At 39.4% G+C, this 24,166-nt stretch carries 23 protein-coding genes; 7 read left to right on the top strand and 16 right to left on the bottom strand.

All coding sequences use genetic code 11. The annotated features are described in order from the left end of the window. Positions 1-2: 2 nt before the first annotated feature. From tuf to AACQ49_RS02810, 8 genes are all read right to left on the bottom strand, one after another. Positions 3-1,187 (bottom strand): elongation factor Tu, encoded by a 1,185-nt coding sequence (tuf, locus tag AACQ49_RS02845; RefSeq protein ID WP_004249692.1) that lies wholly within the window; start codon positions 1,185-1,187, stop codon positions 3-5. Between the two features lie 67 nt (positions 1,188-1,254). Continuing rightward, complete coding sequence (gene fusA, locus AACQ49_RS02840) at positions 1,255-3,369, bottom strand: elongation factor G (RefSeq protein ID WP_110144502.1); 2,115 nt, start codon at positions 3,367-3,369, stop codon at positions 1,255-1,257. 79 nt (positions 3,370-3,448) lie between these two features. Further along, entirely contained in the window at positions 3,449-3,919 is a 471-nt protein-coding gene (gene rpsG / locus AACQ49_RS02835) for a 30S ribosomal protein S7 (RefSeq protein ID WP_004246897.1), read from the bottom strand. A 99-nt stretch (positions 3,920-4,018) separates the two neighbouring features. Beyond that, on the bottom strand, positions 4,019-4,393 hold the full coding sequence (rpsL, locus tag AACQ49_RS02830) for a 30S ribosomal protein S12 (RefSeq protein WP_004246896.1): 375 nt from the start codon (positions 4,391-4,393) through the stop codon (positions 4,019-4,021). 127 nt (positions 4,394-4,520) lie between these two features. Beyond that, on the bottom strand, positions 4,521-4,814 hold the full coding sequence (gene tusB / locus AACQ49_RS02825; RefSeq protein ID WP_004246894.1) for a sulfurtransferase complex subunit TusB: 294 nt from the start codon (positions 4,812-4,814) through the stop codon (positions 4,521-4,523). A 30-nt stretch (positions 4,815-4,844) separates the two neighbouring features. Further along, positions 4,845-5,213, bottom strand: coding sequence for a sulfurtransferase complex subunit TusC (gene tusC, locus AACQ49_RS02820; RefSeq protein ID WP_004250083.1), 369 nt, complete (start codon positions 5,211-5,213; stop codon positions 4,845-4,847). Then, complete coding sequence (tusD, locus tag AACQ49_RS02815; RefSeq protein WP_004246892.1) at positions 5,213-5,605, bottom strand: sulfurtransferase complex subunit TusD; 393 nt, start codon at positions 5,603-5,605, stop codon at positions 5,213-5,215. Before tusD ends, tusC begins: the two co-directional genes overlap by 1 nt. Positions 5,606-5,614: 9 nt before the next feature. Further along, positions 5,615-6,319 (bottom strand): helix-turn-helix transcriptional regulator, encoded by a 705-nt coding sequence (locus AACQ49_RS02810; RefSeq protein ID WP_004246891.1) that lies wholly within the window; start codon positions 6,317-6,319, stop codon positions 5,615-5,617. A 618-nt stretch (positions 6,320-6,937) separates the two neighbouring features. Between AACQ49_RS02810 and AACQ49_RS02805 the strand changes: the two genes are divergently transcribed. Further along, the gene (locus tag AACQ49_RS02805; protein ID WP_161778882.1) at positions 6,938-7,819 is read left to right on the top strand and encodes a DMT family transporter; all 882 of its coding nucleotides are present in this window, start codon (positions 6,938-6,940) and stop codon (positions 7,817-7,819) included. Between the two features lie 52 nt (positions 7,820-7,871). On the opposite strand, the gene fkpA is transcribed toward AACQ49_RS02805, so the two are convergent. Further along, the gene (gene fkpA / locus AACQ49_RS02800) at positions 7,872-8,621 is read right to left on the bottom strand and encodes an FKBP-type peptidyl-prolyl cis-trans isomerase (RefSeq protein ID WP_004246889.1); all 750 of its coding nucleotides are present in this window, start codon (positions 8,619-8,621) and stop codon (positions 7,872-7,874) included. A gap of 336 nt (positions 8,622-8,957) precedes the next feature. Here fkpA and AACQ49_RS02795 point away from each other — a divergent pair, with 336 nt between their 5' ends. Then, a complete protein-coding gene (locus AACQ49_RS02795; RefSeq protein WP_004246888.1) occupies positions 8,958-9,176 on the top strand; it encodes a SlyX family protein in 219 nt (72 codons plus the stop codon). A 71-nt stretch (positions 9,177-9,247) separates the two neighbouring features. On the opposite strand, the gene slyD is transcribed toward AACQ49_RS02795, so the two are convergent. The 4 genes from slyD to kefG all read right to left on the bottom strand — a co-directional run bounded on the left by slyD (position 9,248) and on the right by kefG (position 12,593). Then, positions 9,248-9,883, bottom strand: coding sequence for a peptidylprolyl isomerase (slyD, locus tag AACQ49_RS02790; protein WP_004246887.1), 636 nt, complete (start codon positions 9,881-9,883; stop codon positions 9,248-9,250). Positions 9,884-9,972: 89 nt separating this feature from the next. Beyond that, positions 9,973-10,176 carry a YheV family putative zinc ribbon protein gene (locus tag AACQ49_RS02785; RefSeq protein ID WP_004246886.1) on the bottom strand — a complete coding sequence of 68 codons (204 nt, stop codon included), beginning with the start codon at positions 10,174-10,176 and terminating at the stop codon, positions 9,973-9,975. 4 nt (positions 10,177-10,180) lie between these two features. After that, positions 10,181-12,043, bottom strand: a complete 1,863-nt coding sequence (gene kefB / locus AACQ49_RS02780) for a glutathione-regulated potassium-efflux system protein KefB (RefSeq protein WP_104731860.1) — start codon at positions 12,041-12,043, stop codon at positions 10,181-10,183. Beyond that, positions 12,033-12,593 carry a glutathione-regulated potassium-efflux system ancillary protein KefG gene (kefG, locus tag AACQ49_RS02775; RefSeq protein ID WP_004246884.1) on the bottom strand — a complete coding sequence of 187 codons (561 nt, stop codon included), beginning with the start codon at positions 12,591-12,593 and terminating at the stop codon, positions 12,033-12,035. Before kefG ends, kefB begins: the two co-directional genes overlap by 11 nt. Before the next feature lie 121 nt (positions 12,594-12,714). Here kefG and AACQ49_RS02770 point away from each other — a divergent pair, with 121 nt between their 5' ends. The 3 genes from AACQ49_RS02770 to AACQ49_RS02760 all read left to right on the top strand — a co-directional run bounded on the left by AACQ49_RS02770 (position 12,715) and on the right by AACQ49_RS02760 (position 18,847). After that, complete coding sequence (locus AACQ49_RS02770) at positions 12,715-14,646, top strand: ABC transporter ATP-binding protein (RefSeq protein WP_129623681.1); 1,932 nt, start codon at positions 12,715-12,717, stop codon at positions 14,644-14,646. Positions 14,647-14,972: 326 nt separating this feature from the next. Continuing rightward, the gene (locus AACQ49_RS02765; RefSeq protein ID WP_004250080.1) at positions 14,973-16,664 is read left to right on the top strand and encodes a methyl-accepting chemotaxis protein; all 1,692 of its coding nucleotides are present in this window, start codon (positions 14,973-14,975) and stop codon (positions 16,662-16,664) included. A gap of 455 nt (positions 16,665-17,119) precedes the next feature. Next, positions 17,120-18,847: a methyl-accepting chemotaxis protein gene (locus AACQ49_RS02760; protein ID WP_004250079.1), complete on the top strand. Its 1,728-nt coding sequence runs from the start codon at positions 17,120-17,122 to the stop codon at positions 18,845-18,847. 105 nt (positions 18,848-18,952) lie between these two features. Here AACQ49_RS02760 and AACQ49_RS02755 read toward each other — a convergent pair whose 3' ends face one another. From AACQ49_RS02755 to AACQ49_RS02745, 3 genes are all read right to left on the bottom strand, one after another. Next, entirely contained in the window at positions 18,953-20,497 is a 1,545-nt protein-coding gene (locus tag AACQ49_RS02755; protein WP_004246880.1) for a methyl-accepting chemotaxis protein, read from the bottom strand. A gap of 148 nt (positions 20,498-20,645) precedes the next feature. Beyond that, positions 20,646-21,506: an SIS domain-containing protein gene (locus tag AACQ49_RS02750; RefSeq protein WP_004246879.1), complete on the bottom strand. Its 861-nt coding sequence runs from the start codon at positions 21,504-21,506 to the stop codon at positions 20,646-20,648. A 712-nt stretch (positions 21,507-22,218) separates the two neighbouring features. Then, entirely contained in the window at positions 22,219-22,824 is a 606-nt protein-coding gene (locus AACQ49_RS02745) for a LysE family translocator (protein ID WP_004250078.1), read from the bottom strand. A 99-nt stretch (positions 22,825-22,923) separates the two neighbouring features. Between AACQ49_RS02745 and AACQ49_RS02740 the strand changes: the two genes are divergently transcribed. Continuing rightward, positions 22,924-23,904 carry a hydrolase gene (locus AACQ49_RS02740; RefSeq protein ID WP_004246877.1) on the top strand — a complete coding sequence of 327 codons (981 nt, stop codon included), beginning with the start codon at positions 22,924-22,926 and terminating at the stop codon, positions 23,902-23,904. Next, a complete protein-coding gene (locus AACQ49_RS02735) occupies positions 23,901-24,122 on the top strand; it encodes a YheU family protein (protein WP_004246876.1) in 222 nt (73 codons plus the stop codon). The genes AACQ49_RS02740 and AACQ49_RS02735 overlap by 4 nt, the downstream gene beginning before the upstream one ends. The last annotated feature ends 44 nt before the right edge of the window (positions 24,123-24,166 follow it).

Genomic DNA, 24,166 nt, shown 5'->3' with positions numbered 1-24,166 from the left:
AATTAACCTAATACTTTAGCAACAACACCCGCACCTACTGTACGGCCACCTTCACGGATTGCGAAGCGTAAACCTTCGTCCATTGCGATTGGGTGGATCAGTTCAACGATCATGTTCACGTTGTCGCCTGGCATTACCATTTCTACGCCTTCTGGTAATTCGATAGTACCAGTTACGTCAGTTGTACGGAAGTAGAACTGTGGACGGTAGCCTTTGAAGAATGGAGTGTGACGACCACCTTCATCTTTGCTCAGAATATAAACTTCTGATTCAAATTTGTTGTGTGGGTTGATTGAACCTGGTTTCGCCAGTACTTGTCCACGTTCGATTTCTTCACGTTTTGTACCACGCAGCAGAACACCTACGTTCTCACCTGCACGACCTTCGTCAAGTAATTTACGGAACATTTCAACGCCAGTACAAGTTGTTTTTGCGGTTTCTTTGATACCAACAATCTCAACTTCATCACCTACTTTGATGATACCACGCTCTACACGACCAGTAACTACTGTACCACGACCTGAGATTGAGAATACATCTTCGATTGGTAACAGGAATGGTTTGTCAATTGCACGCTCTGGCTCTGGGATATAAGAATCCAGTGCTTCTGCTAATTCAACAATTTTTGCTTCCCACTCTGCTTCGCCTTCCAGTGCTTTCAGCGCTGAACCACGGATTACTGGAGTGTCATCACCTGGGAAATCGTATTGAGACAGAAGTTCACGAACTTCCATTTCAACTAATTCTAACAGCTCTTCATCATCTACCATGTCACATTTGTTCAGGAATACGATGATGTAAGGAACACCAACCTGACGACCTAACAGGATGTGCTCACGAGTTTGTGGCATTGGACCATCAGTTGCTGCTACTACCAGAATAGCTCCGTCCATTTGCGCAGCACCAGTGATCATGTTTTTAACATAGTCGGCGTGACCTGGGCAGTCTACGTGTGCGTAGTGGCGAGTTGGAGTATCGTATTCTACGTGTGAAGTAGAGATGGTGATACCACGCGCTTTTTCTTCTGGCGCATTATCGATTTGGTCGAATGCACGAGCAGCACCACCGTAAGTTTTAGCTAAAACTGTAGTGATTGCAGCAGTCAGAGTTGTTTTACCGTGGTCAACGTGGCCGATAGTACCAACGTTAACGTGCGGTTTTGAACGTTCAAATTTTTCTTTAGACACGACTATATTCCTTAATATCGCTCCCTCTCACAGAGGGAGCGTAAACTAAATTGAACTCGAAAGGATCTTATTTCGCTTTACGAGCTTCGATAATAGCCTGAGCGACGTTGCTAGGCGCTTCGTTGTACTTCAAGAACTCCATTGAGTATGAAGCACGACCCTGAGTTTGTGAACGCAGGTCAGTTGCATAACCGAACATTTCAGCCAGTGGTACTTGTGCACGAATGATCTTACCAGTAGGTAGATCGTCCATACCTTCAACCATACCACGACGACGGTTTAAGTCACCGATAACGTCGCCCATGTAATCTTCTGGCGTTTCAATCTCAACTTTCATGATTGGCTCTAACAGAATCGGTTTTGCTTTCATGAAACCTTCTTTAAAGGCCATAGATGCAGCAATTTTAAACGCGATCTCTGAGGAGTCAACATCATGGTAAGAACCGAAGTGCAGACGAGCTTTGATATCAACAACAGGGTAACCGGCTAAAGGACCTGATTTCAGCTGTTCTTGGATACCTTTGTCAACAGCTGGGATGAATTCTTTAGGAATTACACCACCAACGATATCGTTGACAAACACATAGTTCTCTTCACCACCTGATGGTAATGGGCTAAGGTCAATAACAACATGACCATACTGACCACGACCACCAGATTGTTTAGCGTGTTTACCTTCAACGTCAGTAATTTCTTCGCGAATTGTTTCACGGTAAGCAACTTGTGGTTTACCTACGTTCGCTTCAACTTTAAACTCACGACGCATACGGTCAACTAACACATCTAAGTGTAGCTCACCCATACCTGCGATGATAGTCTGTCCAGACTCTTCATCACTAGATACACGGAAAGATGGATCTTCTTGAGCCAGACGGTTCAGAGCGATACCCATTTTTTCTTGGTCAGCTTTAGTCTTAGGTTCGATAGCAACAGAGATTACTGGCTCTGGGAATTCCATACGTTCTAAGATGATTGGTGCATCAATTGCACACAGTGTATCACCTGTAGTAACGTCTTTCAGACCGATAGCAGCAGCGATGTCACCTGCACGAACTTCTTTAATTTCTTCACGTTTGTTAGCATGCATCTGAACGATACGGCCAAAACGTTCTTTTTTGTCTTTAACTGGGTTCAGAACTGTGTCACCAGAGTTTACAACACCGGAATAAACACGGAAGAACGTTAAGTTACCAACAAATGGGTCAGTTGCGATTTTAAATGCCAGTGCAGAGAATGGCTCTTCATCGCTTGAATGACGTTCTGCTGGAGTATCTTTACCATCTGGTAAAATACCTTTAATTGCAGGTACATCTGTTGGTGCTGGCAGATATTCAATAACTGCATCCAGCATCGCCTGAACACCTTTGTTCTTAAATGCAGAACCACAGGTAACCAGGATAATTTCGTTATCTAGAACGCGTTTACGCAGCGCAGATTTAATTTCTGCTTCTGACAGTTCTTCACCGCCTAGATATTTGTCCATCAGTTCTTCTGATGCTTCAGCCGCAGATTCGATCAGGTTGTTGTGCCACTCATCTGCTAAATCTTGTAGTTCTGCAGGAATGTCTTCGTATTCGAAGGTGACGCCTTGATCTTCTTCATTCCAGCGAATCGCTTTCATTTTGATCAGGTCAACAACACCAGTGAAATCTTCTTCAGCGCCTACTGGGATTTGCAGTGGAACTGGGTTTGCAGCTAAACGTGTTTTGATTTGTTCAACTACACGTAAGAAGTTTGCACCCATACGGTCCATTTTGTTAACGAACGCGATACGTGGTACATGATATTTGTTAGCCTGGCGCCATACTGTTTCTGACTGAGGCTGAACACCACCAACTGCACAGTAAACCATAACCGCGCCATCAAGAACACGCATAGAACGTTCTACTTCGATAGTGAAGTCAACGTGTCCCGGGGTGTCGATGATGTTTACACGGTGAGGCTCAAACTGTTTAGCCATACCAGACCAGAATGCAGTAGTTGCAGCGGATGTGATAGTGATACCACGTTCCTGCTCTTGCTCCATCCAGTCCATTGTTGCTGAACCTTCGTGAGTTTCACCAATTTTATGGTTTACACCGGTATAAAACAGAATACGTTCACTTGTAGTGGTTTTACCGGCGTCGATGTGCGCACTAATACCGATATTACGATAGCGTGCTATGGGGGTTTGACGAGCCATTTTTTCCTCTCTCGTGGGCGTTCAATTCAGGTAAAGGACAGCATAGCTGTCCTGAAAAGAGTTGCGACTACTTCGCGGATTACCAGCGGTAGTGTGCGAACGCCTTGTTTGCATCTGCCATACGGTGAACGTCTTCACGTTTCTTAACAGCAGCGCCTTTGTTTTCAGCCGCATCAGATAATTCATTTGCCAGGCGAAGAGCCATGGATTTATCACCGCGTTTACGAGCAGCTTCAACAATCCAACGCATTGCTAATGCATTACGACGAACTGGGCGCACTTCAACTGGAACTTGGTAAGTTGAACCACCAACACGGCGGGATTTAACTTCCACAGTAGGACGTACGTTATCTAATGCGATTTCGAACGCTTCCAGTTCAGTTTTGCCTGAACGCTGAGCCAGGGTCTCTAGCGCATTATAAACAATAGATTCAGCAGTAGATTTTTTACCGTCTACCATCAGAATGTTAACAAATTTGGCCAGTAGTTCTGATCCGAACTTAGGATCTGGCAGAATTTTACGTTGACCAATTACACGACGACGTGGCATGGAAATACTCCGTTTAAAATTCAGGGTTGTCCAAAACTCGATGAGTTTATTTTGACATTAATTGTGAAAAAATGTTTGGCCTTACTTAACGGAGAACCATTAAGCCTTTGGCTTCTTCACACCGTACTTAGAGCGACCTTGTTTACGGTCTTTAACACCGGAACAGTCCAGCGCGCCGCGAACAGTGTGGTAACGCACACCTGGTAAGTCTTTAACACGACCACCACGGATAAGGATTACGGAGTGCTCCTGCAAGTTGTGGCCTTCACCACCGATGTAGGAAGAAACTTCGAAACCGTTAGTCAAACGAACACGGCATACTTTACGCAGTGCTGAGTTTGGTTTTTTAGGAGTGGTAGTATATACACGAGTACATACGCCACGTTTTTGCGGGCAAGCTTCCAGAGCTGGAACGTTGCTTTTAACAACTTTCGAGCTACGAGATTTGCGCACCAGCTGATTAATAGTTGCCATTTAAAAAAAGCTCCTGGTTTTTGCTTCGTAAACACGGATTTGAACTCTGTCTTGTCGACAAGACAAAACATGAGGACGCAGAATTTTATTGCTGACGAGCTCATGTGTCAAGAATTATACAGCAATTCTACGCGCCCCAGTGAATTTGTTGGGGGTGTTTTACCGTTAAATCGACAAAATCACCATAATTGATAAGTTTAATCTGATGAGAAACCTGATCTTTTAGGCCTCGCGCGAGAACATCATCAATTAATGCATAAACAGAAATTTGCTGAGCCAGACAATAAATTAATAAAGGATTATCTTCAAGAACGGCTAGTACACCATCTTGGATTAATAAAACTTCATCATGCTTTGTCAATAAAGACAAAAATGCGTCCAAATCACTTTGGTAAATAGAGACGGAGTAAGTATACAACATAACCGTTCATCCTTCTTGACTAACTCATCATTAAAAACGTAATACCACGTCATAGTGACTCAGTTTTTGAGCAATCTCTTGACCTGTTATAACCTTGGCATCAAGAATAAACATTGTTTGTGACGATAAACCACGATGAGCTAGATCTTCTTGTGATATATAGACGTTTGTCACATCATACAAGGGGAGGACTTTAAATGTAGCTGCATGATGACGAGAAAGAACACCTTCAGGCTGTTGATTTTCCAGTAATTGGAACACGCCATCAGAAAGAAAAAAAACACCTATATTTTCGGTTAAGGCGGAAGTTGCTAATAGCGCATCTAAACCTTCACGCCCAGCACTATTACCATGAGGTGCCTGAGTAAAGATAAACGCCACAGAATTCATTTTCTTCATTAAAACTGCACCACACGATCACAAGTTAACATCGCTTGAGCGAGGGCTCCTAAGCCACTTAGCTCAAACTTTGTTGCCATATTGCTGCTCAGTAACCCCTGCTCTTTAGCTTGTTGCTCATCAACAACACCACGCCGTAATGCTGCAGCAACACAAACCTGCAAAGGGATATTGTAGCGTGAGGCCAATGCTATCCAGGCTTTTGGCAAGTCAAATTCATCACTTGCAGGTGAGACCAATTGATTAGCATTGGACACACCTTCACGATAAAAAAATACTTGTGCGATGTGATGACCTTTTTCAAGCAACGCTTTAGCAAATAAATAAGCGCTAGAAGCTTGTTCCGTGCCATAATGTGGCCCAGTCACCAGCAAGCAATATGTCAGATTCATCGTATTACTCTACTCTCCATTTTTAAATTGGCGGATATAGAGATACACAGTATGTTTAGAAATATTCAGTCTATCAGCAACCTGATTTATCGCGTCTTTGATATCAAAGATCCCTTTCTCATAAAGATTTAACACCACTTGTTTATTTTTCGCATTATTAGCCACTTCACGATCGTTATTCACTTCTTCAATCGTAAATTCAAGTGTTTGTGCCACGAGATCATCGACAGAAGAAGCAAAATTCACATCAGAAGCCACTTCATGCGTTTCTTCAGGAATAAAGGTTTTAATAATCTCAGAGAATGGGACATCAAGATTCATATTAATACATAATAAACCAATAACACGACGCTCACGATTACGAATAGCGATCGTAATTGATTTCATCAAAGCGCCGCTTTTTGCACGGGTAAAATAAGCTTTTGAAAAACTTGAATCTTCATCTGTAATATCATGCAACATTTGTAATGCTAAATCGGTAATAGGTGAACCAATCTTACGGCCTGTATGTTCCCCATTCGCAATTTTAACCGCTGAACATTTCAAATCTTCCAGAGAGTGCAATACGATTTCGCAGTGATGACCAATTAACATGGCTAAACCATCTACTGCAGCCTCATATGACTTTAAAATTTCGTGATCAGTTTGAGTAAAAGGTCGGCTATCTAGTTTTTCAAACTCGTTGCTGTCACCATAGAATAACGGGCTAGACATTTGATTATATAATCCTTAAAGGCTTTAATTATGATAATGACTTGAGGTCTTATTATTTATAATGATTCATCTTCATGAATCAATTCAATATTAAAATTTAAATATAAAGTCCTGTACGATCTTGACGTTAAATCGTCAAGGGATCTACGTCAAGAGTCTTAGAATAAGAGCTTTGTCATAGGTCACAGCTTTGCTTTATTTTCTTTCTATTTTTACATTACTCACGCATTTCTCTTGAGAGAATTACCCTATTTCGGGGATCAAGAAAAAGATCAATGAAGCTAAGCACACCAGTTATATTTAAATATTATGCTATTTTAAGAAGTTGTTAACTCTATTAATATGCTAATTATCTAAAAATTTTAACAAATATCATAAAATATCGATCCGCTGGTGAAACCGACTATATCTACATTTTCTCTCGCTTATTTTATGCAAAAGTTGCTAGAGAAACAGTTTACCTTTAGCACTGTTATGCACTTCTATAATTTATCTGGCTAGAATATATTCATTACTATATGTATGTAGAGAGATTATTACTATTGATTCTCCTATCAGAATGACATAACCGTTATCTCGATATTACTGCTGTTTCTACACACTTTTACAGGTTTACTTATGTTTTTAGGTCAATATTGTGCAAAGTTTGCCCCTACTACGCTTTTTGTTCTACTTTGGAGTAGTGGTGCTATTTTTTCTCGTTGGGGTTTAGATAATGGCAGTTCATTTGCCATTTTGACTTGGCGTTTTGTTATTGCATTACTGTTTCTTACCCTACTTTGTCTCCAACGTCGCCAATTTCTTCCCCCTAAAGGAAGCCGTTTAAAAACAGCATGGGTTGGATTGCTCATTATCGGTGGTTACTCTATTTGTTACTTGTTAGCGCTCGCTAACAGTATTACACCAGGGATGCTCGCCACTATTATGGGTATTCAGCCGATCCTCACTTTATGGATCATTGAACGACACTTTACTGCGAGTCGGTTATTAGGACTATTTATTGCTTTGATAGGATTAGTATTAGTGGTTGCGCAGAGTTTATTTAATACTTCACTCTCATTAACAGGAATGATTTATGCACTCATTGCACTCCTCTGTATGAGCTTTGGCGCAATTTCCCAAAAGAAATTACAATTAGCGCCTATGGAGGCATTGCCGATACAATATGTGGTTAGTTTAACGCTATGCTTATTATTTATTCCATTTCAACCTATGCAGCAATCTTGGGATATTGGTTTTATTGTTCCCGTACTTTGGCTAGCAATTATTATTTCTGTCGTGGCACAATTACTACTCTACCGACTGTTAACTGCAGGTAATCTGGTTAATGTGACTAGCTTATTCTATTTAGTACCGGGAGTAACTGCGTTAATGGATTATATCTTCTTAGGCAATAAAATGTCTTGGCTTAGCTTAGCGGGGATGGGCGCCATTATTATTGGTCTTATTTTTGTATTTAAAAAGTCTAACTCGATGATTGTTGAAGAAAAAATAAAATAAACAAACAAAAATGCTGGAATAGTACTCCAGCATTTTTTCATTAAGCAACTGATTATTTGTCGCTTTCAACACTCAGCAATTCAACTTCAAAGACTAATGTTGAGTTAGCTGGAATGCCACTCGTTGCACGTTGACCGTAACCTAATTCAGGTGGAATAACTAACTTAATTTTTCCGCCTTCTTTAATGTATTTCATACCTTCAGTCCAACCTGGGATAACACTTTTCAGGCTAATAGTTAAAGGCTCTTTACGATCATAAGAACTATCAAATTGTTTACCGTCAATCAGCATACCTTTATAGTTCACAGTAACGCGATCGGCATCTGTTGGTGTTTTACCTTTACCTGGATTTTCAACTAAATACAGTAGGCCTGATTTAGTTTTAACAACACCTTTTTCAGCCGCAAATTCTGTACGGAATTTATCACCAGCAGCTTTATTCTCTGCAGCTTCTTTTTCCATTTTCGCCGTTGCAACCGTACGTACTTGATCTTCAAAAGCTGCCAGCGTTAATTCAATTTCTGCATCTGATAATTTAGATTTATTATTAAAGGCATCTTGAACACCGGCTAATAATTGTTTTGAGTCTAAATTAATACCGATATTTTTTTGTTCTGTTAATGCAGCTTCCATATAGCGACCCATTGACGCGCCTAAAGCATATGCATTCTGCTCATCCTGAGTTTTAAACGCGCTATTTAATGTTGGTACTTTAGCTGTCTCTTCTGCCAGTGCATGAGGTGCACTAAATGCAAATGCTAAACTTGTTGCCAACAACGTCGTTTTTAATAAAGATTTCATCCCGTTCTCCAGTTTATGTTAGTGAGTCACTACGCGTTGCAAACGATCATCTTAAATCTTAGCAAATACGTTTTGCATCACTTCTTTCTGTCGTTGCGGAGTAGATCTCATCCGCGGGTAACAATTTTATATGAATTAAAAATATTTGCCGACACCCACAACCGTTAATGTTAGGATTTTCGTCAGCACAGCGTGTTACCACATTAACAAAATAGTCTTTTAACTCAAACCAGATTTATGTCTTACTGTGTATATATCAGTAAATAATATTAAATTTTACTCAGTAATTCACTATATTAGTCATTATATGACATCACATAACAAGGAGAAAAAACCATGGACATTAAGGAAATAGAAGAGTTACTTATTCAATTAGAGAGTAAAATTGCTTTCCAAGATGCCACCATCGAAGAGTTAAATCAGGTGGTCACACAACAACAAATTGAAATTAGTCGTTTTAAAGAGGCCTTAAAAATCGTCACCGAACGATTGAAGTCATCCCAATCGTCAATGCTCGCTCGCCCTGAAGATGAGACCCCACCACCTCATTATTAACTTCAAGTGAGACTGTAGGCAAGAACAAAAAAGGAGCGTTATCACGCTCCTTTTTCAATGGTTTCACAAGATTAATGTTGGCAACCACAACCGCCATGACCGTGGCCGTGACCACCTTTTCCATGACCGCCACCACAACATCCACCTTCTTCACCGTGATCGTGATCATGACCATGACCACCACCACAGCATCCGCCTTCTTCACCGTGGCCATGTCCGCCACAACACTCATGACCTTCATCTTCACCATGAACATGACCATGAGCTAATTCTTCTTCCGTGGCTTCACGGATAGCAACGATTTCTACATGAAACTTCAGGTTTTGACCCGCTAACATGTGGTTACCATCAACGATAACTTCGTCACCCTCAATACCGGTAATTTCTACTGGTACTGGGCCTTGATCTGTATCAGCTAAGAAGCGCATACCCACTTCTAACTCATCAACACCAACAAAAACATCTTTCGGTACACGTTGAACTAAGTTTTCATCGTATTGGCCATATGCGTCATCAGAAGCGACTTCAACGTCGAACTTCTCACCAACTTCACGACCCGTTAATGCATTTTCTAAACCACTGATTAAAGAACCACGGCCATGTAGATAGTCTAGCGGTGCACTCACCGGGGACTCATCAACTAAAACACCGTCTTCTGTTCTTACTTGATAAGCCAGACTAACTACCAAGTCGTTTGCTACTTTCATGACATCTCCTACATACCCGTGGGCAAAATTTTCCCGATTGTAACGAAAAATAAATCGTCTGTATCGGGTTATATCAAAAAAACCTACAATTATTGTGGTGTAAAGATCCCGATGACCTGTTCATTTTCACGCACAAGTGCACTCACCTCACCGTCTGTTTGCCTTTGCTGATGACCACATTGAGCGCATTCCACAATATCCACTTTATCTTCTCGCCACATTTTGAGTGTATCTTGGGCTTGACAGTGGGGACATACTGCGCCAGCAATAAAACGCTTACGGGTTGCAGACATGGGGTCAGTTCTCCTGTTTATCAATGGGTCTTTTTTCTCTATTTACTTGAGGGATAGCATCAGTTAACGATTCGTCCCAAATATCAGGCTGGTGGTGCTCTTGTCTCATCTCTTCATTAAACAGCTCTTCTAATTCACGACGAGCCTCTTTAACACGTGAAACATTCGAGACTTCTTCAGGTGATTCGTCCACCAACTTTCTTAATAACTGCATATCTAGACGACGAAAATGCTGTTGTGCACGATAGGCCTGATGTGGGTGCATACCAAGTTCAATTAAAGTTTTACGTCCTAGCTCTAAAGCACTCGAGAAGGTTTCTCGACTAAACTCTGTCACCCCTGCTTTTAACAGCTCATGTGCTTCAACACGTCCTCTTGCTCTGGCAATAATTTGTAATTGAGGAAAATGGCGCTGACATAAATGGACAATTTCCATTGTCGCCTCAGGCTCATTACTGGTGATCACAATGGCTTTCGCGTGTTCAGCCCCCGCAGCACGTAATAAATTCAAGTCTGTCGCATCGCCATAATAAACTTTATAACCATATTTACGCATGGTACTTAAACTACCAACGTCATGCTCTAATACGGTCACATTGACTTTATTTGCCATAAGTAGGCGCCCGACTACCTGCCCCATACGACCAAAGCCCACCAGGATCACTTCTGGATGGTTATTTTCAACAAAAGGCTCTTCGTCTATCTTTGCATCATTATAACGGCGCGATAACACGGCGTCTGTCATTTGCATCACAAGTGGCGTAGTCATCATTGAAAGCGTTACGACAACCAAAAGCAATGCCATCTGTTCACTATTTAATACCCCCATCGCCATAGAGGTAGAAAAGACGACAAAAGCAAATTCACCGCCTTGGCTTAATACGGCTGAAAATTGTAAACGTGTCGAAAAACGTAATCTCGCTAACCAAGCGATACCATAAAGTACCAACCCTTTAATCAAGACTAAAATAACAACGCCCAGTAACACTTGTGGTAAATAACGCCACAATATACCTATATCGAGGGACATACCGACGGAGATAAAAAACAACCCTAGCAATAAGCCTTTAAAAGGTTCAATCGAGATTTCTAATTCATGACGATATTCAGAGTCAGCTAATAATACCCCTGCAATAAAAGTTCCCATCGCCATGGAAAAGCCAATCATTTCCATAAAGAGTGCTGATCCTAATACCACTAATAGCGCACCGGCGGTAAAAACTTCTCTCACACCCGATTTAACAATTAAGCGAAATAGTGGGCGCAATAAATAGCGGCCACAAATTAATAATGCAGCGAATGAGACTATTTTTAGGCCAATACGATACCAATCACTACTGGCTGTTTCGCCAGCAAGTAAAGGGATCACCGCAAGAATAGGAATAACGGCCATATCTTGAAAGAGTAAAACCGCAAAACCCAACTGCCCTCCTTCGTTATGATTCATTCCTTTTTCATTCATCAATTGTAAAGCCATCGCAGTTGATGACATGGCGATACCTAGGCCACCAATCAATGCCGCTTGCCACGAAAAAGAAGTTAAGAGTAAAAGTAGTCCTGTGATAACAGATGCAGTAAAGACAACCTGCATGGCGCCGACACCAAATATTGCTCGCCGTAACTCCCAAAGCTTAGCTGGATTTAACTCCAGCCCAATCAGGAACATTAAAAAAACAACCCCTAGTTCAGAAAAGTGTAAGATGTAATCAACATCTTTAAATAGTCCTAATCCCCAAGGGCCAATCGCAATACCAGCAATTAAATAGCCTAATACCGCACCAATTTTTAAGCGTTGTGCGATGGGTACCATAATCACGGCAGCACATAAGAAAAACAGCACGGCTTTTATCATCCAATTACCTTCCATCCGCGTGTTCCCCCTCTAACGGTGCTTGTAACCATTGGCGATAAGCATCACTAATATGCCCTAGTGTTGTTTTGGACTGTTGCCTTGCGGAGTAAATAATCATCGGCGATAACCAGCGCATACCACACATTTCCGCCATTAACTCGATAGGACGCAATAATTCAGAAAGTGTGTAGTGATTTTTACCATTATGTTGATAAGCATGTTCAGGCTCACCAGTAGTCACCACACAACGGAATGTTTTTCCTTTAAGTTGAGCTCGTCCAACTTTATTAGCAAAAGGACGCGTGAGCACTCTATCTTGCCACTCTTTTAATAGCGCAGGACAACTATAAGTTTGTAATGGAAACTGAAATACAATGACTTGATGTTGACACAATAGTGCTTGCTCACGGTGAATATCGATAAAAAAATCAGGGTAAGTGGCATATAAATCATGAATTGTTATATTTTCCAGATCCCTCACCGCACGCAACAACGCTTTATTGGCGATAGATTGACGCGGCTCGGGATGGACATACACCAGTAAAACATTTGATGCGTTTGACATCATTCCTCCTTACAAAACGTGTCAGAAACCTTTTTTTCCGTTACCATGCACGCATTGTGACCAACTGTTACGAACAACTTACTCTATATATTAATTTACATACTCTTAATAGACGACATTTATGATTGTTTTTTCTTCTTTGCAAATTCGCCGCGGTGTCAGGGTATTACTTGATAATGCCAGCGCAACGATTAATCCAGGACAAAAGATTGGTCTTGTGGGTAAAAATGGCTGTGGCAAAACCACACTGCTCTCTTTATTAAAAGGAGATCTACAAGCTGAAGCGGGTAATGTGACGTTTCCTAGCACTTGGTCAATGGCATGGGTAAATCAAGAGACACCCGCTTTAGACGTTCCTGCCATTGATTATGTTATTGATGGTGATAGAGAATACCGCGAATTGGAGCGTCGTCTACAACAGGCGAACGACAATAACGATGGTCATGCTATTGCCCTGATCCACGGCCAACTCGATGCTATTAATGCGTGGACTATCCAATCACGTGCAGCCACATTACTTAATGGTTTGGGATTCAGCCAACAACAACTCACTGAGCCCGTAAAATCATTTTCTGGTGGTTGGCGAATGCGCTTAAACTTAGCACAGGCACTAATTTGTCGTTCTGATCTATTACTACTTGATGAACCGACTAACCACTTAGATTTAGATGCGGTAATTTGGCTAGAAAAATGGCTAAAAAGTTATAATGGTACGTTGATTTTAATTTCCCACGACCGAGATTTTCTTGATCCGATTGTGGATAAAATCTTACATATTGAACAAGAGAAAATATTTGAATATTCAGGTAACTACTCTTCGTTTGAAATGCAACGTGCAACAAAATTGGCACAACAACAAGCACTCTTTGAAAATCAGCAAGCAAAAATTGCCCATTTACAAAGTTTTATTGACCGCTTTAAGGCGAAAGCGACTAAAGCCAAACAGGCACAAAGCCGTGTCAAAATGCTTGAACGTATGGAGCGAGTGGCCCCCGCGCACTCAGATAACCCGTTCCAGTTTAGTTTTCGCCAACCAGAAAGCTTACCAAACCCGCTTCTGTCTATGGAAAAAGTCAGTGCCGGTTACGGTGATAAGATTATCCTTAATAACATCAAACTTAACTTAATTCCCGGCTCACGAATTGGTCTCTTAGGCCGTAATGGTGCAGGTAAATCTACATTAATTAAGCTGTTAGCTGGAGAATTAGCTCCACTACAGGGAAAAGTTGCCCTTTCCAAAGGGATCAAATTAGGTTATTTCGCACAGCATCAGCTGGAATATTTACGTGCCGATGAATCTGCATTACAACATTTAACCCGTTTAGCGCCACAAGAGACTGAGCAAAAATTACGTGATTATCTAGGAGGGTTTGGTTTCCATGGTGATAAAGTCACCGATGCATGTGGCCAATTTTCTGGTGGTGAAAAAGCACGTTTAGTTTTATCGCTACTGGTTTGGCAACGCCCAAATTTACTACTAATGGATGAACCAACCAACCACCTTGATTTAGATATGCGACAAGCATTAACACAAGCGCTAATTAGCTTTGAAGGTGCTATTGTTGTGGTATCCCATGATAGGCATTTATTACGCTCAACCACAGACGATTTATATCTCGTCCATGACGGTCAAGTAGAGCCATTCGAAGGCGATCTTGATGATTACCAGCAGTGGTTAGTTGATCAAAATCGCCAAGAGACTCAAGCTAATAAAACGCAACCCGATCAAGAAACACCAAACGCCTCTAACTTAACGGCTCAAGATAAAAAAGAGCAAAAGCGTAAAGAGGCGGAGTTTAGACAACAAACTCAACCTTTGCGCAAAAAACTCACCACATTAGAAAGTAAAATGGATAAGCTTAGCCAAGAGCTGACCGCCATCGAAACTGAGCTTTCTGATAGTCAAATTTATGAAGCAAAGAACAAGGCGACACTTACCGATTGCTTAAACCGTCAAAGTATTGCCAAATCGGCTTTAGAAGAAGTTGAGATGGCGTGGATGGAATTACAAGAAAAACTAGAAGAGATGACCAACGCTTTTGAGTCTCAATAACTATTTTTCATTAATGTCTAAAAAGGAACTATTAAAATAATATAGTTCCTTTTCATTAAAATACATTTAAAAAATTTATATAACTCATTTAACTTAACGCCTTTATTTCCTGTCACATTAGCACGTTTTACACAAAATTATATCCTCACCTTGTACGCAATTATCCAATTTAAATAGTTATCTATCATTTATTTACCCATTATTTGTATTAAGTAAGGGAAATACTTATTTTCTAGCTAAAGTTTTTAATCTACCAGCCGAATTAATCATTCTGCTAAGTGGAACTCCCACTGGCGAAGAAAAAGGCCAAGCTAATAGGTAGGGTTATGTTAAAACGAATTAAAATCTCTCAAGGTTTAATGTGTGTCCTGACTCTGTTTTGTATTATTCAGGTAATATCTGGAGTACAAAGCATTCACGATGCCTACCAAACTCAAAACAAATTAAAACAAATCTCATACAGTTTCGACCAGTTACGCACTATGGATAACACCTACGCGGCGTTAAATACTTTACGTACTGATATTATTGCGCAGGCGTTTAGTTATATTGCTGATCCACAGGTGGAAGATGCCAATATTACTACATTCATACAAACGATGGATGCACGTAAGGCGGAGGTGGATACGTTGATGAATGAATATGTCGAACTATCTGCACAAACTGGATTTGATCAGCAACGCATGGCAGAGATCAAACAACTTTATCAAAAAAGTCGTTATGACTTAGATCTTCTTGTGCAATATTTAAATGAACGTAATACCAATGCAATTCGTTTGATCTTAAAAAGTCCAGCCAACGATAACTTCACTAATTCATTATATGAAGCAACAGATTTCATTACTGATGACGTTGTTAATCCGTCAGTGATTGAAGCAGAAGATAACTATCACGAGATGCTATGGATAGCCTCCCTATTCATGGGCATATTCCTGATATTTACGACATTAGTGCTCTTTTGGATCCGTAAACATATTATTGTACGCATTAACCAAATGATTGAATATCAAGAGGCGATTGCTAGTGGAGATTTAATTAGTCGCATTGACCATGATATTACAGGCCGCAATGAAATAGACCAACTTATGTTGGGTTTACAACAAATGCGAGCGCGCTTAAAAGAAATGGTTAGCGCTATCCGTAACAGTAGTACAACGATTTATAGTGGTGTTCAAGAAATTGCCGCAGGTAATAACGATTTATCAAGTCGTACCGAAGAACAAGCCAGTGCTTTAGAAGAAACGGCTTCCAGTATGGAACAGCTTACCGCAACAGTCAGAAATAATACCGAAAGCGCACGTGAAGTCACTCAGTTAGTCATGAGCACAGCAGATATTGCCGTTCAAGGTGGTGAGCATAGCAATAAGATGGTGATGACCATGACAGACATTGCCGATCGTTCGCAAAAAATTGGTGAGATCACCGCAGTGATTGATGATATCGCTTTTCAAACCAATATATTAGCACTCAATGCCGCAGTAGAAGCAGCCAGAGCCGGTGAGCAAGGACGCGGTTTTTCTGTGGTAGCCAGTGAGGTACGTAATTTGGCGCAACGTAGTGCGGAGGCGGCAAAAGAGATAAAAGAACTCATTGAATCAACTATTTTACGAGTAAAACAGGGTAATGATCTTGTTGAACAAGTCAGCTTATCTATGGGAGAGATCGTCACATCAGTTAACCATGTATCAGGCTCGATGAAAGAGATTTTAGCAGCATCAGAAGAGCAAACTCGTGGCATTGCTCAGATTAGCCTTGCAGTTAATGAAATGGATAAAGCGACACAACAAAATGCCGCGATGGTGGAACAATCTACAGCTGCTTCAGCAACACTAAGTGAACAAGCCTCAATGTTAGATATGATTGTAAATACCTTCAAGGTAGAACAAGTCGCGGTTACATCACCACGATCACCAACATTCTCGGCTAAGCCAGCTGAACCGGAAATAACAAAAACAGCAACGACATCCACAATAAAATCCCATCATCATGAAGCCGATGACAATTGGGAAAGTTTTTAAGCTAAATAACCTACAATAATATTAACCTGCGACAAAGTTTAAATAACACGTTACATCTGTATTAAAGACCTCTACCGTTAATACCTTCAATCAAATAAGATTGGAGGTATTTCTTAAAATCAATTATAAATTTTCCCATTTTATATAGGTTATAAAAGTCAGACAGCACTTTGATTGCTGATACTTTTCTTTCTCATCAATCATTAGAAACTTTTAATTACTAATAATTCGCCTTGCTAATAAATCATTTTTTTCCCCTAGCACCTTACACCAATCATTAGAAAATTTTAGTTATTAGCGGTTAATTAAAGCGAAAAAAAGCAAAATAAGTCGTTTTCAGTCACAAAATAGATAAAAAAAGTAAAGTTTTCAATTATTAAGCCGAATAAATTTAACTGATGTATGTTTGTCGTTCCTTGCTCTTTATCCTACAAATTAATGAAATAGGTAAGGCTATGCTTAAACGAATAAAAATATCTAGTGGCTTAATGTTTATTTTGATCTTGTTTTGTGCCATTCAGTTGTTTTCTGGTGCTACAGGCATTCGTGATGCTTATTTAACTAATAAGCGAATTTCACAGTTAGCCGATGGTTTTGAACAGATAAAAACCATGGATTATGGTTATGCCGCATTAAATAAATTACGTGAAGATATGCTTAATGTAATGTTTGATGCTCATCTCACCCCAGATCTTGCTGAAAGCAAAATTACAGATTTCCTCTCCTCTTACCCTCAACGAAAAAAAGAAGTCTCTAGCATTATTACCCAATATTTTACCTCCGCTGAAAATGCCGATTTTGATCGCGAAAAAGTGGCGAAAATGAAAAAACTATTTCAGCGTGTCATTTACGATCTTGACCAGCTCGTTTCATGTTTAGAAATACGAGATTATTACGGTTTCCAATCGCTTTATGCTCACAATACGAATGAGCGGTTCACACAATCACTTTATGAGGCAACGGATCATCTTAGTGATAATGTCGTCAACCACGCGATAGAAGCCGCACAGGGTAATTACCAACGCGCGTTGATCTTCGCGTTTATTTTTATGTCGGTATTTATCTTATTTACGGTGTTTGTCATGTTGTGGATACGCCACCATATCGTGTTACGTATTAAACAAGTCATTGATTATATGTCAGATATCTCACAAGGGAATTTACTTGAAAATAGCACCATAAAAGCCAAAGGTAATAATGAGATAGACCAACTTATTAATGGAATACAGTATATGCGGTCTGAATTATCACTGATAGTCAATGCTATTCGCGGAACAAGTCATCATATTTATAATGGTGTACAAGAGCTCAGTGCTGGTAATAATGATCTATCTAGTCGTACTCAAGAGCAAGCGAGTGCTTTAGAAGAAACCGCTTCTAGTATGGAGCAACTAACCGCCACAGTAAAAAATAATACTGAAAGTGCTCGTGAAGTATCACACCTTATCAATCAAACCTCTAATATTGCCAGTAAAGGGGGGGATGTTACCCATAGAATGGTAAAAACCATGAACGATATTGCACAAAGCTCTCAAAAGATTGGCGAGATCACAACGGTTATCAACAGCATTGCTTTTCAAACCAATATATTATCACTCAATGCTGCGGTAGAAGCGGCCAGAGCAGGAGAGCAAGGACGTGGTTTTTCTGTTGTTGCCACAGAAGTAAGAGAATTGGCGCAACGTAGTGCAGAGGCGGCAAAAGAGATCAAAGAGCTTATTGATGCGTCGATTAACCGCGTCAAACAAGGTAATCAACTGGTTGAACAAGTCAGTACTTCAATGGATGAGATCCTCACATCAGTTAAACATGTTGAAAGCTCAATGACTGAGATCCTATCTGCATCAGAAGAACAAACGCGAGGCATTTCTCAAGTCTCTTTAGCCGTCACTGAAATGGATAAAGCGACACAACAAAATGCCGCAATGGTGGAGCAATCTTCTGCTGTAGCAAGTTTACTAACCGAAAAGGCGGGTGATCTTGAGCAAATTGTTGAGCAATTTAAAACAGCGGAAAGTCTATTTTCGAAGAATAGCACATTAGCAAAACCCGTTGAGAAATCAGCAAATATTGGGTTATCGCTCATAAAAGAAAATCAACAAGACTCAAGAATAAAAGAGCCAAAAAACCATAAACAATCGACATTCAAAGAAGATGAAGATGATGATTGGACAAGTTTTTAACAAGTGCTAATCTATTTATATGTATATCAACACCTCATAAAAATGAGGTGTTTTATATTATCTGTAAGATCTTTACCTATTTCTTTATTCGACTTTTCTTATTATTTAGTGAAATACATGAATGGCTTTTACTAAATAATTCGTTTGTTCTTTCATTTCTCCGGAAATTGATGACGCTTTAGAGACATAATCTGCATTTTCATGTGTTATTGATTCTAACTGCTCTACAGCTCGACCAAGCTCTTTTAATCCTGCACTTTGTTCTGATGATGCAAGGCTGATTTCACCAATAAGACTCGTGACATTTTTTACATGAACCACAATATTTTCCATTGTTTCCACCGTCTCATTCACTTGCTTTGAGCCAATCTTAATATTGTTACTTGATGTATTAATCAATGCTTTGATCTCTTTTGCCGCCTCAGCACTACGTTGTGCTAAATTACGCACCTCGCTGGCTACCACAGAAAAACCGCGTCCTTGCTCTCCTGCTCTGGCCGCTTCCACCGAAGCGTTTAATGCCAATATGTTGGTTTGAAATGCAATACTGTCAATGACACCAATAATATTACTGATACGCTCAGAACTTTTCGCAATATCGTCCATCGTATGCACAATAGTATCCATTGCTGTTCCGCCTTGTATTGCTGCCTTGCAAGTCATATTAGATAAATTATTAGCCTGCCCTGCCGTTTCACTATTATTACTCACCGCTGTGGTTAATTGATTCATGGTTGACGCAGTAGTCTCAACATGACTTGCAGTTTGTTCAGTCCTCGTATAGAGATCACGATTCCCCGCAGCTAGTTGATCACAAGAAAAAGCAACTTGATGAATTTGATGACTGACATCGTTCACAAGCCAACGAAACATCCGCCCTAATTGATTTACAGAACGTTGAGTCATACCAATTTCATCAATACGATCAAGATAATCAACGTTGTGTTCATCACCTGTAGCCACCCGATTAGCATGTTTATTAAGGATCATAATCGGCTTCACTATTTGAAAATAAAAAATTCGCTCATTGGCTATCAATAGTGAAAGTAAGATAGCGGTATGAATGAATAAACCCCAACCATTTAAACCAGCAAACCAAACACTTAATAATATAAAAGGAAATGGTAATAAAAGAAGTAAGCGTACACGCTGCTTTAGTGAGAGTGTTTGTTTCCATGAGCGCCAACTTTTCCAGCCCTTATAAATGAAAGCCCCCTTAGAAAAAGTGTGAGAGGGATATTTACCTTGGTTAAAAGCGGCATACAGTGCTGCGGCTTGTTCTACTTCTTCTTTTTTTGCCGCCGTCCTCACTGACATAAAACTTTGAATTTTACCTTGACGAATAATAGGGGTGACATTAGCCCTTACCCAATAATGATCGCCATTTTTGCGCCTATTTTTAACTATTCCCGTCCAAACCTCCCCCTGTTTTAATGTTTTCCACATGTCTCTAAATACATCAGCAGGAATATCTGGATGTCTGACAATATTATGGGGTTGCCCCATTAACTCTTGTGCTGAAAAACCACTGACTTCAACAAAATCCTCATTAGCATAAATAATATTGCCATTAACATCGGTTGTTGACATCAGTGTTGCGTTTTCAGCTACCGGATATTCTCGCTGTGTCACCGGTTGATTGTTACGCATTAGTTACTCTCCTCGTCATTGAAATGAGATATCTCAATAAAAAAACACGTGCTAAATAACTAACGTTTCGGCTACAAAGAGAATAACTTTAGAAATAAGTGTAAATATTAACTTTTAAATATTAAAAATTTGAATCAGTTCAAATAAATTAATCATCCAGACTATTAATTAGTGCTTGAGAGCTTAATACTAAAGCCTTCGCATTTTCATCACGCTTCTTTAATAATGCCATAAAGATAAGATCGGTAATGGTGTTTTGTGCAGTGCGAGAAGAAATAGCAGCACTACGCCACTCACCTTCATCAGCAATAGTTTCTAATATATAATCGGCCATCAGACCTAGTGGTGAATGTTTTTCTCCTGTGATCGCTATAATTTTAGCACCTTGTTTTTTAGCCACAGATGCAGCGACCAGCATATCTTTTCTTTTGCCACTGTAAGAGATCACAATTTGTAAATCCCGAGGGCTTAACATCTGAGCAACAGAAATTTGTACATGGTGATCAGTTTCAATTAAAGTCGTAATACCTATTTTCTGTAATTTATAACTTAAATCTCTGGCAACTAAACCTGATCCACCAATACCTATAATTTGTACCCGAGAGGCGTCATCAATCTGTTGGATCACTTGTTCAAACTGGTGATAATTAATTTGACGTGTGGTATCCCGAATTGAATTATTTTTTTCTTGTGCTAATTTCTGCGCAATAACAACCAGGCTATCCTCTGAATCTATTTGGTTATGTAATATGCTGGAATTTTTTTCTGAATTAGCATTTTTTCGGCCTAAATCTTCACTGATAGCCAGCTTTAAAGAAGGAAATCCTTTAAATCCTATCTTTTGACTAAATTTCACTATTGCTGATTGGCTGACTCCCATAATTTCGGCTAATTGCTGTGATGATAAAGTCACGATTTTTTCAGGGTGTTCTAAAATATAATCCGCTATTTTACGTTGATTTGTCGCCATCCCTGGTTTTATCCACGCTATCTTCGTTAATGTAGGCATAATGACATAATCCACTTAAATTATACTATTTTTATAATGATTTAATTATTAACAAATTTAATTGTATTAAATAATTAATTATTGATGGTAAAGTGAATAAAAAACATCATCTACTCAATAGAAAATGTTAATAATATTAACAATACCTTTATAATAATTCTGTTTATGATTTTATCTAAAATTTTACGTATAAGCACATCTATTTTTAAACAAATTATAAATAATGCTTAAATTTTTTTTAGTTTTTTGAAATAATTTATTCCTTAATATCACTGCAGATAAAACTCCATTAAATATCAATATATAGCATAATAATAAAATTTTATCCCATTGATAAATAATCATAAAATTAATGTTAATAAAAATAAACAACCAATAAACACTCAACAACTATGGTCAATCAAACGGAATAAATAATTCCTTGTCACAGCTACGATTAAAATTAAAGATAAAATAATCAAGAAATACACAAAACAACACTTTAATCATACTTAATATTATTAATAGATAATCATCAACAACGGTAATAAATAATTATGTGTAATGTGTGATTAAATAACATATTTGGGTATAATAATAATCGTAGAAAATGACTCAACATAGCTAAATTAGCTAATTAAACGCAATACAACAAAACAAGAGACTAACTAAACTAAAAAAAATATTATTTACAACAATAAAAAGAAATTAAATCATTTATTTTAGTCTATATTTATTCAATCCAAATCAATGGAATACACATGGCGGTTAATATCCCCATTATAATATTAAATAAGAACCATGCTCGTCTGCTTTGTAAAAAACGACTGATAAATGTTCCACCTAAAATCCATACCATACCGGCGATAAAATTAACCAACAACATCACAACACTAATCACACCAATCGATCCCAAATAACCATCACCGGCTAAACTAAAACTTCCTACGGCGCCTAGCCCCATCATCCAAGCTTTTGGATTTAAAAATTGCAATAATCCACCTTGAAACGCCGTCACTGTTTGGGACACTTTACTTGAAATATCTAATCGTTGATAAGAAGCGGTTGCTGTTTTCCAAGCTAACCAACAAAGATAAATGCTACCAATAATCTTTAAACCGATATGCAATGCAGGATAAATAATCAATAATGTCGCAATACCAAACGCAGAGCTAAGTAATACACATTGCATTCCGACGATAATGCCTGCCATCAACGTTAAAGAGCGTTTTAAACCAACATGAGCCCCCGAAGAGGTTAATAGTAAATTATTAGGTCCGGGCGTAATGGCTGCAATAAAAAGGAAAACGCTCAACGAAACAACTAGGCTATTTGTCATAGTGAAATGCTCAAAGATGTGACAGATGTTTTATTTTCACCGAAAATAGCAGTATGTTATTTAGCAAACAAGCATTAATTCATTTTAATAAACGGAACTATGTCTCAATATTTTGATCCAATACCTTGGGCTAAGAATCCCCATTTACAGACACTTTTGCCTCGAATAGTGCGAAGAACGCCGCTATTAACGCCTTATTGGCAACGGCTTAATTTGCCTGATAATGATTTTGTCGACTTAGCATGGAGTGAAGAACCCAAAACAGCGCAACATAAGCCCCGTTTAGTTATCTTTCATGGTTTGGAAGGTAACTTTAATAGCCCTTATGTTCACGGCATGCTAGCCGCGGCGAAAGCGCGAGGATGGCTAGGTGTTGTCATGCATTTTCGAGGCTGCAGTGGCGAACCCAATCGGCAAAAACGCATTTATCATTCTGGTGAAACAGAAGATGCCCGCTATTTTCTGAATTGGTTAAAAGAGCAATTTGGCGAACAACCAACCGCAGCGGTAGGTTACTCTTTAGGAGGCAATATGCTGGCCTATTATCTTGCCGAAAGTGGTGAAAATGCGGTATTAGATGCCGCTGTTATAGTGTCCGCACCTTTGATGTTAGAACCTTGCTCAACCAAAATAGAGCGAGGATTTTCGCGCTTCTATCAATGGTATTTACTGAAAGGGTTAAAACGCAATGCGACTCGCAAATTGATCCGCTATCCCCAATCGTTACCTATTAGTCTATTAACCATTAAATCCATTAAAAAGTTACGTCAATTTGATGATCTGATCACGGCAAAAATTCACGGTTTCAAAGACGCCCTTGATTATTATCGTCAATGTAGCGCTCTCCCTTTACTCAATCAGATCAAAAAAAATACACTTATCATTCACGCCAAAGATGATCCCTTTATGTCTACAGAAGTGATACCTGATATCACAACATTACCCAAAAATATTGAATACCAATTAACAGAATTTGGTGGGCATGTAGGTTTTGTTAGTGGAAAACTCTCTAAGCCTGTAATGTGGCTTGAAAAACGTATCCCCGACTGGCTATCAACCTATTTGGAGAAAGTAAAATGATCATCCCTTGGCAAGAACTATCAACCGAAACGCTAGATAACTTGATTGAAAGTTTCGTTTTACGAGAAGGGACTGATTATGGTATGCAAGAGAAAACGCTTGAACAAAAAGTTGCCGACGTAAAAAAACAACTCGTCTCGGGTGAGGCCGTGTTAGTGTGGTCTGAGCTTCATGAAAGCGTCAACATTATGCCAGCTGCACAGTTTCGCCCTGATTGATCTTACCTAAGTTGGCACTATCACATCACATTTAACAATAAGGT

It is taken from the genome of Proteus sp. G2675, from assembly GCF_963886535.1.
Lineage (GTDB): Bacteria > Pseudomonadota > Gammaproteobacteria > Enterobacterales > Enterobacteriaceae > Proteus > Proteus mirabilis.
This window is presented reverse-complemented; position numbering and strand designations above follow the sequence as displayed.